The 15,689-nt window shown below is 27.5% G+C and carries 14 protein-coding genes; 5 read left to right on the top strand and 9 right to left on the bottom strand.

The window, feature by feature from the left end; translation table 11 throughout:
- Positions 1 to 210 precede the first annotated feature (210 nt).
- The gene (locus tag KGF52_RS11150) at positions 211 to 1,023 is read left to right on the top strand and encodes an Mrp/NBP35 family ATP-binding protein (protein WP_227840239.1); all 813 of its coding nucleotides are present in this window, start codon (positions 211 to 213) and stop codon (positions 1,021 to 1,023) included.
- Positions 1,024 to 1,122: 99 nt separating this feature from the next.
- Here the strand turns inward: KGF52_RS11150 and KGF52_RS11155 are convergent, their stop codons facing one another.
- The 7 genes from KGF52_RS11155 to KGF52_RS11185 all read right to left on the bottom strand — a co-directional run bounded on the left by KGF52_RS11155 (position 1,123) and on the right by KGF52_RS11185 (position 7,572).
- On the bottom strand, positions 1,123 to 1,314 hold the full coding sequence (locus tag KGF52_RS11155; RefSeq protein ID WP_227828455.1) for a hypothetical protein: 192 nt from the start codon (positions 1,312 to 1,314) through the stop codon (positions 1,123 to 1,125).
- Positions 1,315 to 1,473: 159 nt separating this feature from the next.
- A complete protein-coding gene (locus tag KGF52_RS11160) occupies positions 1,474 to 2,685 on the bottom strand; it encodes a nitrogenase component 1 (protein WP_227840240.1) in 1,212 nt (403 codons plus the stop codon).
- Between the two features lies 1 nt (position 2,686).
- Positions 2,687 to 3,964 carry a nitrogenase component 1 gene (locus KGF52_RS11165; protein ID WP_227840241.1) on the bottom strand — a complete coding sequence of 426 codons (1,278 nt, stop codon included), beginning with the start codon at positions 3,962 to 3,964 and terminating at the stop codon, positions 2,687 to 2,689.
- Between the two features lie 107 nt (positions 3,965 to 4,071).
- Positions 4,072 to 4,866 (bottom strand): ABC transporter ATP-binding protein, encoded by a 795-nt coding sequence (locus KGF52_RS11170; RefSeq protein WP_227840242.1) that lies wholly within the window; start codon positions 4,864 to 4,866, stop codon positions 4,072 to 4,074.
- Entirely contained in the window at positions 4,866 to 5,846 is a 981-nt protein-coding gene (locus KGF52_RS11175; protein WP_227840243.1) for an iron ABC transporter permease, read from the bottom strand. The genes KGF52_RS11170 and KGF52_RS11175 overlap by 1 nt, the downstream gene beginning before the upstream one ends.
- Before the next feature lie 16 nt (positions 5,847 to 5,862).
- On the bottom strand, positions 5,863 to 6,759 hold the full coding sequence (locus KGF52_RS11180) for an ABC transporter substrate-binding protein (protein ID WP_227840244.1): 897 nt from the start codon (positions 6,757 to 6,759) through the stop codon (positions 5,863 to 5,865).
- 63 nt (positions 6,760 to 6,822) lie between these two features.
- Positions 6,823 to 7,572, bottom strand: coding sequence for a nitrogenase iron protein NifH (locus tag KGF52_RS11185; protein WP_227840245.1), 750 nt, complete (start codon positions 7,570 to 7,572; stop codon positions 6,823 to 6,825).
- Between the two features lie 148 nt (positions 7,573 to 7,720).
- Here KGF52_RS11185 and KGF52_RS11190 point away from each other — a divergent pair, with 148 nt between their 5' ends.
- Together KGF52_RS11190 and KGF52_RS11195 are read left to right on the top strand one after the other, a co-directional pair.
- Positions 7,721 to 8,461 carry a helix-turn-helix domain-containing protein gene (locus KGF52_RS11190; protein WP_227840246.1) on the top strand — a complete coding sequence of 247 codons (741 nt, stop codon included), beginning with the start codon at positions 7,721 to 7,723 and terminating at the stop codon, positions 8,459 to 8,461.
- A 313-nt stretch (positions 8,462 to 8,774) separates the two neighbouring features.
- A complete protein-coding gene (locus tag KGF52_RS11195; RefSeq protein WP_227840247.1) occupies positions 8,775 to 10,394 on the top strand; it encodes a Na/Pi cotransporter family protein in 1,620 nt (539 codons plus the stop codon).
- A gap of 149 nt (positions 10,395 to 10,543) precedes the next feature.
- Here the strand turns inward: KGF52_RS11195 and KGF52_RS11200 are convergent, their stop codons facing one another.
- Positions 10,544 to 13,450 (bottom strand): EAL domain-containing protein, encoded by a 2,907-nt coding sequence (locus KGF52_RS11200; RefSeq protein ID WP_227840248.1) that lies wholly within the window; start codon positions 13,448 to 13,450, stop codon positions 10,544 to 10,546.
- A gap of 295 nt (positions 13,451 to 13,745) precedes the next feature.
- Positions 13,746 to 14,033, bottom strand: a complete 288-nt coding sequence (locus KGF52_RS11205) for a hypothetical protein (RefSeq protein WP_227840249.1) — start codon at positions 14,031 to 14,033, stop codon at positions 13,746 to 13,748.
- 312 nt (positions 14,034 to 14,345) lie between these two features.
- Here KGF52_RS11205 and KGF52_RS11210 point away from each other — a divergent pair, with 312 nt between their 5' ends.
- Positions 14,346 to 15,155, top strand: coding sequence for a helix-turn-helix transcriptional regulator (locus KGF52_RS11210; protein WP_227840250.1), 810 nt, complete (start codon positions 14,346 to 14,348; stop codon positions 15,153 to 15,155).
- 41 nt (positions 15,156 to 15,196) lie between these two features.
- On the top strand, positions 15,197 to 15,463 hold the full coding sequence (locus KGF52_RS11215; protein ID WP_227483233.1) for a DUF3795 domain-containing protein: 267 nt from the start codon (positions 15,197 to 15,199) through the stop codon (positions 15,461 to 15,463).
- Positions 15,464 to 15,689: the final 226 nt, after the last annotated feature.

Here is a 15,689-nt window from a genome sequence, read left to right on the forward strand (position 1 = left end):
ATTAAACTCTATAGGTCAATTGAAACAACCATTTTATTTAGAAGGTTATATTTTTTTATTACCTTCTTTTTTTTATAATAAATTACTATTTGCTTAATAGAAAATATTCTAAGTTGCTTTTAAATAATGACTTTATTGTTTAATTGTACTAAAATAGTATATGTAGGTTACAAATAATCTAATAAATACTAAAAATTGGAGGTAATAAATATGGCAGATTGTAATTCATGTCCATCAAAGGGAAATTGTAATAGTCAATCAAATTGTTCTATTGAAAATAACCCTAACAATAAATTTGGAAAAATAATTGGTGTTATGAGTGGGAAAGGTGGAGTTGGTAAATCGACTGTAACTGCTTTACTTGCTAATAAACTAAATAAAATGGGATACAAAGTTGGTATATTAGACTCTGATATAACAGGACCAAGTATTCCTAGACTTATGGGTCTAAAAAATGTAAAAGCTTATTCTGATGGTTCTTATATTTATCCTGTAGAAAATTCAAACAACATAAAAGTAATGTCTATAAATCTTATGATAGATGACGAAAATGAGCCTGTTGTTTGGAGAGGACCTCTAGTTGGAGGAGTTGTAAAACAATTTTATACTGATGTACTTTGGGAAGAACTAGATTATTTACTTATAGACATGCCCCCTGGAACTGGAGATGTTGCATTAACAGTTATGCAATCTATACCTATAAGTGGAATAGTTATGGTTTCAGTTCCTCAAGATTTGGTATCTATGATTGTATCAAAAGCTGTTAATATGGCTAAAAAAATGAACATAAACGTTCTTGGAGTTATTGAGAATATGAGTTATATTCAATGTCCTGATTGTTCTAAAAAAATCAAATTATTTGATGGTGACTCTACTGAAAAGTTTTTAAATGACTTAGATTTAAAACTTCTAGGTGAACTTCCTATGACTAAAGAAATCATAGATATTACTCATAATGGTGTTACAGAAATTAGTAATGATTTAGACTCAGTATTAACTGATATTGTTGAAAATATTAAATAGATATAAATTAAAATTTTATAGTTTTACACTTTAACACTAAAAAAAGAGGTGTGTATTTATTTTGTAATATTACAAATAAAATACACACCTCTTTTACATCTATCTATGTTTTAAATACACAAAATATTCTTCTATCATATCTCCATTTTTCACTTTTACTAGATATTCATTATAGTGAGCATTGTATGGCTGTGTCATTTTACACTCTACTACATTTTCTATATCTTCCAATTCTAAGAGTTCTACATCTTTTAAAAATTTTCTTTCTAAAAGCTCCATTAGTCTTTCCATAACCTATTCCCCCACTTCTCCAACATAATTAAAATAAAGCAAATAAATTCTCTTCTTACAAAATTTACTTATTTATATTATATCCCATATCCTACAAATCCTAACAGAATTCATAAATTATTGTGAGAAAATATGCATTAACCTTTTAATAAATCTATCTTATAGTGATATATTAAGTATTCTTTCAATTATGTAAAGCACTCCTCTTAATCCAACAAATGGTGTATATGGATATATATTTACACTTTTTAAGTTTGGATTACTTATCTGTATATCTAACTTTGAATTATGATTCATATCAATACTAGTACCATCTCCAAATAAAACCAACAACTCATTTTCTTTTAAATATTTGTTTCTATCTAACTCATTATTTCCAATATATACGGATTCGTCCTTACAATCTGTATTATGTAATATGTTAACTCTATCAACTTCAAGACCTAATTCATTTAATAAATCTTTAAACCCTAAAGCAGTGTCATAATCTCCAAATACAGCACATTTTTTGCTTCCCTCATAAAAATAAAACTTCCTTTTTATATTAAATACTTGTCTTTTTATGCTAGATACTTCAGCTTCATAAGCACTTTTATTCAAATGCCACATAGTTACTTTTTGTATGTCTTTAATAAACTCTTCAGTATTTTTTATTCCATAAGGCTTTTTATACACATAAGGTATATTATACTTATCCTTCATAAAAGTTGCTGCTTTGATACCTTCTTTCCTAAGTACTATATTTAGACTAGACTTAGATGCATTTTCTATTTCCTCAATTGATGTGTATGATGTAAAGGTTACATTTACTTCTTTTTTGAAAAAAGTCTTTATCATCCTTTTAATTTCTTCACAATCTGATAAAAAATTATATTGGTCTATATTACATCCAATTATATTAAAGCTATCAATTTTTTCATTGCTCTCTTTTACTACATCCTTTGCTAATATATAAAAAAAATCTTCAACTCCTTGATTATAATCTTCTCTTAATCCACCTGTTGTGATTGGGATTAGCTTACAATTTACGGAATCACTTATAATATTGCAGATTCCTACTATATCCACACCTATAATAGAAGATACAGATGAAGCCATTACAAATATATACTTGGGTTTAATATTATTATCTATTTCAATTATAGCCTTTTCTAATCTATCATAATTTCCAAACGTAACATCGCTTTCACTCATATGAGTTGAATAAATCTTTGCTTTGTCTTCTCCATTTAAACTTCCAATTGCTTCTATAGCATAGTGAGTTGTTCCTGATGGACCAAATTCTATGACACAGGCTTCGCTTATTGATGATACTGTAAATATTATTCCCATTCTATCAGAAGGATTTGGAAAATATTTATATACTTCCATATTAAATCACTTCCTTTCTTGTAACTTTCTCCACATCAAATAATTTAATTAAAGTTTCCATTATGCCTATTGGAAGCTCAAATCCTATTTTTTGTGCATGTTCGTCTAACGTTATTTGCATAAGTCCCTTTTCTTTTAATAACATTGGACTTTCATGACCTATATAAATATCTGCATTTATAGTATCATACAAACTTCTAAGTGGTGCTATATTTGCAATTCTGCTTACATATGGATTGTGTCCTTTTTTTATTATGTTGTCTTTAAATAAACTATCTTGTTCATAAAGTTCACGCACTTTTATAAATTCTGGCACTAACCCTAATTCTGTTAAGAAATCCACTGTTTCAAATGCCATCATTGGTGTATTCCCATAAATTAGCTTTTTACCTTCCATTAGAAGTCTACATTTATTCAATAACAAATTATATCTTTGTCTTTGCTCTAATAATTCATCTTGTACATCTATATCTAAAATGTTACAAAGTTTATTATAGTTTTCCATTATAATTGACTCTTTCATGTTTTTATCAAAATATATGTATTCTATTCCAAATTTATTTTTCATATCTTCTGCTAAATCCAATGCTATCATATCTGTTACTATATTTAATTTAGCACTAGATGCACTTTTTATATCTCTTATAGTACATTTAGATGGTATTACACAATTTATTTTTACACCTTCTTTAGAAAGTAACTTTACAAGCTCTGTATCTTCTACATGCTCTTGTCTATGCCCTAAAATATTAACACCTTTTTTATTTGTATAATTCTCCATAACTGATGATAAACTCTTTAAAGCTCTTGTCATTCCAATTATATGAGAATTACATGTATAATGTTCGGTATTAACTGTTAAAACAGGTACACCAATCAGTTCTTCCAATTCCTCAGATAAAGCATTATAATCCTCACCTATTAATTCTGGTACACATGTAGTTACTATCATTATTGCATCAAATTTTTCAACTTCTGAAATATAATTTACAGCTTCTATTACTTTTTTTTCTGCACCAAAAACTATATCTTTATCTTTTAAGACTACTGAATAAACACTATCTTGACCAGACTGTCTATGATATGCAAAATTTTTACTATAATAAGTACATTCATTTGTTCCTACTATCACAAGAGCCATGTTTTTTATATATGATGCAGTTAATACAACTCCAAACAATGGACAATGAGTCCCTGGAAACACAGCATATGATAAAGATTTTATATCTTTATCATACGCTATATCTTTTAATCTATTTAATACATTTAAAGTATACATACTTTTTCCTTTCCAATCCTATTACTTATACAACTTTATAAATTTAAAGTTACACTTATATTACTTTTTATATTTTTTCAACTATAGTCATCTTAAATATTAAAATTTTATATACTACTAGTTCTTCTACATAACATTATTGGATGAATTCTAGGCTTTTTGCTAATTGGGTCTATATCTATATCACATTTTACCTTGTAAACATCTTTTATTATCTCTTCACTTATTACATTATTAGGATGTCCATCCGCTACTATAGCACCATTATTCATAATAATAAGTCTATCACTGTATTTGCTCGCTTGATTTATATCATGCAAAACCATAATTATAGTCATTCCAAATTTTTTATTTATATCTTTTACAAGCTCCATTAGTTCTAATTGATGAGATATATCCAAATATGTTGTAGGTTCATCTAATAAAAGTATATCTGGCTTTTGACAAAGTGCCATTGCTAACCATACTCTTTGTCTTTCTCCTCCAGATAAATTGCTTACCATTTTATCTTTATATGTTTCAAGACCTGTATTTCTCATTGCCCAATTTACTATCTCTTCATCATTTTTATTTTTGCTTTCAAAAAAACCTTTATGTGGTATTCTTCCATAATATATTAAATCCTTTACTTTTATATCCTTTAGGGAGGCATTATGTTGAGCTAATAATGCCACTTTTCTCGAAATTTCTTTATTACTCATGACCTTCATATTTCTCTTTCCAATATATATGTCACCCTGTTTAATTTTCAAAATTCTAGATAAGGATTTAAGTAATGTAGATTTTCCTGAACCATTTGGACCTAATATAGAAACCACTTCTTTTTCTTTAATGCTCACACTCAGATTGTCTATGATAATCTTATCTTCATAACCTATTTTGACATTTTTTACATTGAACATTAATAACTGCCTCTCTTTCTTAATAAATATAAGAAGAATGGACCCCCTATTATAGACATAATAACGCCTACTGGAATCTCTATAGAGCCTCCTATTGTTCTTGCTAATGTATCTGCAATTAATAATACTATACTCCCTAGTACTATACTAAATGGTATCGTATATTTATGGTCACTGCCAAGCAACATACGCGTTATATGTGGTACTATAAGACCTACAAAACTGATGACACCAACTATTGAAGTAGAAACACCTGCTAAAAATATAGCTACTAATGAGATTAAAAGCCTACTTTTATTTACATTGAAGCCAAGATTTGTAGCTGCATCATCTCCTAATTGTAGTACATTTGCACTTCTGATAAGGAAAATAGCTCCTATCAATCCTATAACAGAATACCATATTAGCATATTTACATCTAACCAAGTCTTTGTGGCTAAACTTCCATTTAACCACAACATTGCACTTTGAATTCTTTCACTATACATAGTTGATAAATATGATATCACACCACCTAATATAGTGTTTACAGCTACTCCAGCTAGTATAATTCGCTCTGGTCTAAGCCCATTTTTATACGCCATCAAATATACTACTCCACAAGATATGAGCCCTCCGATAAAAGCAACTATTGGCAACATACTTGTATATTGTGGAAATAAAAGCAATATTATAATAGCAGCTACACTTGCTCCTGTAGATATACCTGTTATACCAGGGTCTGCTAATGGATTTTTCATAACAGCTTGTAACAATAATCCTGAAACTGCTAGATTTGCACCAACTAACGCTGCTAAAATATTTCTAGGTAACCTCATCTTATAAACTATTGTAGTAACCATTGCATTATTTTCATTTATCAATGCATCAAATATTTCCCCAATACTTAAATTTACACTCCCTACAGTAGAAAAAACAATTAATAAAATAATTACAGTTATCAACCCTGCAAATATCAATAATACTTTTTTATTATCCATATTCTTCACCTAAAATTTATTTATCTCCATATAAGATATCTCCCAATTTATTTATTGAATCTTTGACATGTATATTTGCTGATACATTAAATATACTTGAGTCTAAATCTATAACTTTTCCATTTTTTACTGCACTTAATGTATCCCATGCAGGATTTTTATCAAAAGAATCATCAAATGCTTTTTTAGTCTCTTCTATATTCCCATGAGCAAATCTAAGTATGTAATCTGGATTTTCTTTTATAATTTGTTCTAAGCTAAATTGTATATAATCTGAATCCACACTATCTGTTAAGTTATCAGCTATATTTTCAGCACCTACTGTTTTAACCAAGTCACCAAGATATGAGCTCTTTGTAGCTAACATAAAATTATTTCCACCACCAAATAAAATAGCTACCCTTGGTTTTTTATCCTGTTTTTTTGACTTTTCTACTACAGATTCTTCTACTCCTTTTAGCTCTTTTAGAAGTTTTTTTGCTTCATCTTGTTTATTTATTTTATTACCTAAATTCTCTATGCTCTTAAGAAACTTTGTGTATGTTCCAGTTTCAAAATAGAATGTATCTAGGTTATATTCTTTCATACTCTTTTCAACATTTTCTTTAAACATACTATCAACTATAAATACATCTGGCTCAAGAGATGCTACAATTTCTAAATCAGGATTCATAGCTTGTCCTACTTCTGGTAGATTTTTATATTTTTCTGGTAGTTCAGATTTAGTCGTTGGAATGCCTACTAAAGTAGCATCTAATTTATCCAATACTTGTGTTGCTGCTACTGTGGCTGAGACAACTTTTACGTTGTTATTTGACTCCTTATTTGCAGACTCATCCTTTGACGGCTTTGAGCATCCTGTTAATATTAATGTGCTAAGTAAAAATACTGAGCATATTTTTTTAAATTTCATAAAAATTTCCTCCATAATAAACTTTATTTTAAAACTGTATTTTCTATTTAAACCTATATCTATCTAGTTACTTTGTATAATCTTATTTGCAAGTTCTATATATACTTGTGACATTTCATTATCTTTATCTTCTTCTATAATGGTTCTTCCATTATTCTCAGATTGTTGCATGATTTTATTTCTTGGTATATAGTGAAAAACTTTACTTTTTATTTCATCAGCCAATTTTTCAACTAATTCTAATTCATTTTCAACATTTTTAGCATTTAATATGAGTCCTTTTAAAGAGGCATATCCTCTATTTTTAAATTGCTCTACAGCTAAAGATATATTACTAGCAGCATACATTGACATCATTTCTCCAGAAGTTACTATATACACTTCATTTGCAAATCCATTTCTTATTGGCATTGAAAATCCTCCACAAACAACGTCTCCAAGTACATCATAAATTACTACATCTGGATTATATATTTCAAAGGCCTTTAGTTCTTCTAATTTTTCGAAAGCCGCTATTATGCCTCTTCCAGCGCACCCTACTCCTGGAGTTGGTCCTCCAGCTTCAATACATAATACTCCACCATATCCTTCAAATACTATGTCTTCAAGTTTCAAATCATCTTTCTTCTCTTTCATGACATCGAGAACTGTTGGTATAAATTTTCCTTTCATTAAATTTTTAGTAGAATCTGATTTAGGGTCACATCCTATTTGCATAACCTTATATCCTAAATGAGAAAGTGATGCAGATAAATTGGAAGTTGTTGTTGATTTTCCAATTCCTCCCTTCCCATAAATAGCTATTTTTTTCATTGACTTTTTACCTCTCTTACATCATAATATTATTTAACGAAATTAATTATCATTCGCAATAACTATTTTACGCGATATGTTTTTTAAATTCTTAACTATATTTGTTTTTTTATAAAAATATTTGTATAAATTTAAATGAGGTGATTTTTTGAAATGTTTTAAAGATAATATAGAACTTATCATTAATGATTTTTTTGACTGTTGTAATATCCCAACAAAAGTGATTAATAAGGATTTAAAAGAACTTTGTAGCGTTGGCTACAATGATAAACTAGAAAAGTACTTTTCTAGTTTAAACATATTCAATAATATAAAAAGTACAGATTTTATATCTAATAAAAACTTGTCCTATATAATGTTAAGTTTTTGCGATGACATACAATTTTTAATTATGCCGATACATAAATTTGATATTTCTAATGGCTATTTTGTTATAGGACCTTTTAAATCATGCATTAATAATGATATTGAGTTTTCTGACATACCATTTAAGCCTCTATCATGTATAGATTATATATCAAATCTTTTATCAGAAATATGTAATGATAAAATGAAACACAAACCAGCTCTTAGTTTTTATGTAAAAAAAACTATCGATTATATTCATAAAAACTACTCAGAAGATATAACAGTAAGTGATATATGTAATGATTTACAACTTAATAAAAGTTATTTTTGTTCCCTATTTAAAAAAGAAAGTGGATATACATTTACTAATTTTCTCAATAAAGTTCGAGTCGAAAAAAGTAAAAAATATTTACTTCGAGAAGATATGTCTATTTTAGATGTTGCTGTATTTGTTGGGTTCAATAGCCAAAATTATTATAGTATGGTTTTTAAAAAGTTTAACAACCTTACACCAATTGAATATAAAAATATTTATAACTAAAAAATATCATTCTGCAAAGGATGATATTTTTTAGTTATAAATATTTTGACGAAAAAAGTTAATTCTTTGTTAAGTTAATTTTATCCAAAATATGCTAAATATCACCTCAAGTATTTAAATTACTATATGATATAAGTTTTCTCAAATTAACAACAACTTAAAGATTTAACATTCTCTTAACCTATACTTAACAAAACGTTAATATTTAAATTGACAAAATTTGTTATTCTATATTATGGAAACGATAAATTTTAGTTAATAAAGTTTATAATTCATATAAAAAATTTATTAATTTCTTAAGGGAGGAAATGTCGTGAATATAGCAATTAGTCTTATCGGTGGTCTTGGACTTTTTCTTTATGGAATGAGTTTAATGGGAGAAGGTTTACAAAAATCGGCAGGAGACAAATTAAAGAAAATCATCGAACTCTTAACAAGTAATGTTGTTATGGGTGTATTGGTAGGTACAGTTGTTACAGGTATCATACAAAGTTCAAGTGCTACTACTGTAATGGTTGTAGGATTTGTAAATGCAGGAATAATGAATCTAAGTCAAGCCATTGGTGTAATAATGGGTGCAAATATAGGTACTACTGTTACTGCCCAACTAGTTTCATTTAATCTTGAAGGAATCGCCCCAATTGCATTAGGTATAGGTATAGTATTTTATTTATTTACATCAAATCAAAAAACAAAACACTTAGCTGAAATACTTATTGGTTTTGGTATATTGTTTACAGGTATGGAATTTATGAAAGATGCAGTAGCTCCACTTGCTGAATATAAGGGATTTACTGATACACTTTTATATTTTAGTAAAAATCCTATACTTGGTATATTGGCAGGATTTGCAATAACTGGTATCATACAAAGTTCAAGTGCTTCTATGGGTATGCTAATCGCTTTAGCTTCTCAAGGAATACTTCCTCTATCAGCTGCTTTACCTATACTTTATGGAGATAATATTGGTACTTGTGTTACTTCACTTTTATCAAGTGTTGGTGCAAATAGAAATGCTAGACGTGCAGCTGTAATGCATTTAAGTTTTAATGTCATTGGTACAATAATATTTATGCTTGTTTTAAATAAACCTATATCAGCTATAGTTACTCATTTTAACCCAACTGACACAGCTAGACAAATAGCAAATGCACATACTTTATTTAATCTTACAAATGTTATAATATTATTGCCATTTTCTAAATACATAGTTAAATTAGCAAACAAACTTATACCTATTAAAGAAACTGAATCAGAAGTTGTAAACAATACTAAGTACTTAGATGAAAGAATGTTTAGTACTCCATCTATAGCACTTGGTAATACTGTACAAGAAGTCGTTAGAATGGGACATAAGGCCACAAACTCTTTAGAACATTCAATTGCAGGTTTTTTAAATAAAAGTAGTGAAGATATTAAGAAAACTTTTGAGTCTGAAAAAGTTGTTAATAAATTGCAGAAAGATATATTAAATTATTTGTTAAAACTTTCTAAAGAACCACTTAGAGATGATGAACGATTTAGAACAGATTTACTTTTCAATACAGTAAATGATATCGAAAGAGTATCTGACCATGCTGAAAATATAGCTGAGTTGGCTATGACTGTTAAAGAAATGAATGTTAACTTCTCTGATAGTGCAATAAAAGAAATCTATGAAATATACAATAAAACTATGACTAACTTTAAGGATGCTTTAGTAGTTTTAGATGTAAAAGATTTTGAATTAGCAAACAAAGTTTTAGAAGTTGAAAATGAGGTAAATTACTTAGAAAAAACTTTTAGAAATGCTCATATGATTAGATTAAATAATGGCAGTTGTACAATTGATGCTGGTGTACTTTACCTTGACTTACTTACTAACTTAGAAAGAATTTCTGACCACTCAACAAATATAGTAACGCAAGTTTTAAAACTTAAACAAAAAATATAGTGATTACAATTTATATTTAATTTTAATTAACTACTTAATATAATAAAAAGCTATAAATAATAATTTTATTATTTATAGCTTTTTTAATTTAATTAATATAAATTTGGAATATGTATTTTACTTTTTCTCTTATATAATAAACAAGTATCTTAAACATTTGATTTAATTTTCAGTATGGGATTTTTTAATAATTGCTCAAAATCATCTTGTGGCATTGGCTTTGCATAAAAATATCCTTGTGCCAAATAACATCCAATTTCTTTTAGTCTTATCACTTGTTCTATACTTTCTACCCCTTCACATATAACTTTCATATTTAATTCTTTTGCCATATTTACCACTCCACGCACAACAGCTTGTTCACGACTACCATGCATTCCTTTTTGTATAAATGTACGGTCCAACTTAATTATATCAACAGAAAATTGTTGTAATAAACCAAGAGATGAATATCCAGAACCAAAATCATCTATAGAAATAGGAAATCCTAATTCTTTTAGTTGATTAAAATGACTCAAAATCTGATTGAGATTTTCAACAAAAATGCTTTCTGTGACTTCTATTTCAAGGTATTTGTGAGGTATTTTATAGGAATCTGCTATTTCTATCAATCTTTCTGAGAAATTTTCATTATTAAAATGAATTCTGGAAAAATTACAAGATACTGGACTAATATTTAATCCCAAATCCATCCATCTCTTTAACAGTTTGCAGACTTCTTCATAGATATAAAAGTCAATTTCTACTACAAATCCGTTTTTTTCAAAATAAGGAATGAATTTTCCAGGACTTATTATACCTTTATCTGGATAATTCCATCTTACCAGTGCTTCACTTCCTACCAATTTATTTGTATTCATATCTACCTTTGGTTGAAAGTATGGAACAAACTCTCCATGTTCTAAGGCTATTTGCATCCTATCTGTTAGGTTTCTTTGATGTAACCCTTCCTCTCTCATAGTCATATCATAAAGTACAACACAACTTTTGTGAGTTATTTCTGTATTTCTTCTCGCATAATTTGCTAGGTCAAGCATAAGAGATATATCATGTTTTTCAACTTCATTTACTATGTATACGCCAAATACAAGAATAAGTTGGTAAGTTTTTCTCATTTTTTCTACCCAATCATTTAATTGATTATCAATCTTAAAGAGACGTTCTTCTAAGCAATCCCAACTATTGTATTTTAATAACATAACAAATTGGTCTGCAGAAACGCGAGCACAAGATTCTTCAAAAGAGACAGTATTTTGTAAAGCTTTAGCTAATGCACAAAGTATTTCATCTCCTTCTGAAAATCCTAAAGTGTCATTAATCGTTCGAAATTGTTTTATATCTAAATAAACAATCACATATGAACCGCTTTCTGCATTTCTTAAACTCTTAATAGCTTCTTTACAAAATTTATTTAAATTCCAAATTCCTGTAAGACTATCTCGGTATAACAAACTCTCAATACGTTTATTGTTTTTTGACTTTAATAAAAGTAGAAAACTCAAAAGTATAATAATAATAGCCGCTATTATAATAACTCCTCCAATAATTGCCATTGGATGCTGATGAATAATATCTTTCCAAGTTATATCATATTGAATTATTGTATTTTTTAAAATTATTCTGTCCATTTGTTCTGTTGACATGTATTGAATACATTTATCTAGTATAGAAAATAACCTTGAATCTGCAGAATCAGAAATACCAATACTTATTTCTTCTGCATAGTTTGTCAAGGTCGAAACAGAAAAATTTTCATAACGAGGATTGGACAATAGATAATCTGCAATATATGTATTTACATAAACAGCATCCACTTTATTCTTTAATACAGCTTCAAAACATTCTTTTGGAGAATTATAATATTCTATAGTTCTATCTAGTTTCCCATCTTCAGTAATATTTTTCCCAATTAAAGAACCATTTACAGCTGCCACTTTTTTAATTTTATTTTCTTTTCCTCCACTAACTAAAACTACTGGAGCACGTAAATAATACTGAGTTGTTCTTATATTGTTTTTTTGGTTATTAATATAATCGTTTTCCATACCACAAACTATAGATGTGCTAGAATCTTTTGATACTTGAAGTGCTTCATTATAACTTTTTGCAGAAATAAATCTAAATTTTAACCCAGTGTTATTTGTAATTTCCTTAAATAAATCAGCAACCACACCAGAAAACTCGCCTGTTTTGGAATCACCATATTCTAGTGGTGCCTTTGTAGAATCATACACAGCTGAAATTTCACCAGATTGTTGTATATATTCTTGCTCATCTTTTGTAAATACTGGCTTCTGAGCAGTACTTATAGAAAAATATTTATTGTATAATTTTGTTTCATAACTTGAATTCCTAAGTGTCAATGTATTCAAAGCAGAATTCAGTTGAGATAATAAATCCAGCTTCTTATTTGAAACCACAGTATAAAGTGGCTCTGGAGAAAACTGTGCTACACTTTTAAATGTACTAGTCCGACCAAGATGTGTTATAGCAACACCGTCAAGATTTCCATTTTTTAAATTTCTTAACAAATCATCTGTTTCTTTATAAGATATAATTTGAACTTCAAAATCATTTGTTTTACAATATTCTTTAAAGTTTTCAGCATCCTTACTATTACTAATAATACCTACTTTCATATCCTGAAAAGAATCAAAATCCTCATAATCATAACGAGTATCGTCCACTCTTACATTTAAAGTTGTATAGATATTACACATTGGTAGGGTTGGAAAAAGCATTTCTTTTGTGCGTTCTTTTGTATAATAGACACTAGGAAGAACATCTATCTCACCTGATTTTAACATTTCAAAAGCATTTTCCCAACTTTTACAATCTACTATTTCATATTTCCAGTTAGTGTACTTAGTAATTTCTTGTAAGTATTCAAAATTAAATCCTATATACTCTCCATTTTCATTTCGACTCATATAATCGCCATCATCATAATACCCGACTTTAACTGGAACCCTATCTGAAGCAGAGTTAATTTCTATTGGAAAAGAAAGAAAAATCATACAAACAATCAGAATCAATTGAAAGGATTTTAACTTCAAAATTTTGTCCTCCTCCCTCTTAGTAGATATATTATATCATTTTAAATAGAAAAATAGAATATACTGCCAGTTTTTTAACTTTCAAAATACTTCTAAGGTATATATTACAAGTGACAATACAGAAAACTTAACTTATATAAATATACCACTTTTTATACCTACCATACATAATAAGAATACTTAAAAAAGCTATATAAATTTGCAAAATAACAAATTTATATAGCTTTTAATATGATAAAATAATTAATTTTTTATATAGTTTTTTATAATTACATCAAATTGAAATTTCTATAAATTAATTTGATTGAACAATTGATACTTTAATAATATCCCCATTTTTTCTTTCTAGATGAACCACTTCTCCAGTCAAATCATAATCAAATGCCTTAACTAATATTTCAGTAACTTTTTTACCATCAACTACATCATCTTTTCCATTAAACAAATCTAAAGCATTATTTTCAATCATTCTCTTTGCAAAATTTACAGGTAATTTTATATGTATTTTGTCGCCTGTATGTGACAGAACCCTTATTCTTAAAAACTTTTCTAAATTATTTCTTGGTGTTTGTTTTGATGCCATTCTATTAAATCACTCTCCCCTTATTTTTTATTTAATAATAAATTTTATTCTTAAAAATATCTTTATATGTATCTATTATAAAAGTAACACTATTATTTTCTGTGTTTAATTTATACCTAACTCTATCCAACATGCCAATTTCATGAGCGCATATAATTTTTTTAATAATTGTACATTTTTAGACTTTATTTTATAATTATTCTATATACTTTATACTCTCAATGAAACTTTTTTATCAGAATGTTTTATTATATAAAATATTAAAATTAAACTAATCTATTTATCACTAAATAGTATCAGGGGGACATATTTATGATAGAAAAAATTAAAAACATGTTAAAAAATTGCAATCATGATATATATATTTCACCACACAAATTATTAAGACCATATATAGCCCATTATACAATAACTGTTCCAGATAAAAATTCTATAGAAAACCTGACATTGATACCTGATGCAAGTGGATGTATGGTATTTGAATTTAGTAAAAAAGGTATAAATAGCAAATTTTGGGGTGCTACAACAAAAACTACTATTGTAAAAAACGATATAGAAAATATACTCTTTAGGGTATTTGTTGAATTTCTTCCATGTGGAGTATACTATTTGACAGGTTTTCCTCAAATAGAATCAGCCGATTTAATAATTCCTGTTAAAGATTTTAACACTCAACTTGATTTGGAAACTAATTCTATCTTTGAAAAGTCCAGTACTCTTAAAGAACTCATTGAACAATTTGATAGGTTATTTTTATCGTACTTATTTAAATCTAATATAAAAGATTTAACAATACCAATTCTTATAGATGCTAGAAAACAAAACTCTATCATGTCTGTTAAAAATATTGCTCAAATTAGTTGTTATAGTGAACGCCATTTAAATAGGATTTTTAATAATTCTCTTGGTATGAGTGTTAAGACATACCTTAGATTATTACGTATAAACATGACACTACAAGAAATACAAAGTAATAAGATGTCATTTACAACTTTAGCTCAAAATATAGGTTATTATGACCAATCTCACTTTATAAATGATTTTAAATCTATTTGTGGTGTTAATCCAACAACCTATATAAAAAATTTGTCTGATTTTTACAATGAGAAATATAAATTTTAACATATAATTATATAAAGTTTATATTTGAGGAGTGATTTAAAATGATAGAATCAAGATGTGGAATTTTGTGTTGTGAATGTAAGTATAAGGAAGATGTAAATTGCGCTGGATGTACAAATATTGATAAACCTTTTTGGTCTGAAGAATGTCCTGTAAAATCATGTTGTGAGAATAAAAATCTTACACATTGTGGCCTATGTGACACATTTCCATGTGAAATATTAACTCAATTTGCATACGATAAAGAGCAAGGTGATGATGGAAAAAGAATTTCTCAATGTGAAAAATGGGCTTCTCTAGCTTTATAATAGTATAGTATTTATATATTTTATCTTATATATAAATATTATACTATTACTTTAATACATAATTATATATTCTCTAAGATAGATAGCTATTATTCAATATAAAATAATAGCTATCTATTTTTTTTGCAAATAAACATTGATTTTTAAATCTCTTAATTTTAGATTTTAATATTTATGTCAGTTAAATGTCAGTAAAGTATTTTATCTACATTTTCACTAATATATA

The organism is Clostridioides sp. ZZV15-6597 (assembly GCF_020657815.1).
Classification (GTDB): Bacteria; Bacillota; Clostridia; order Peptostreptococcales; family Peptostreptococcaceae; genus Clostridioides.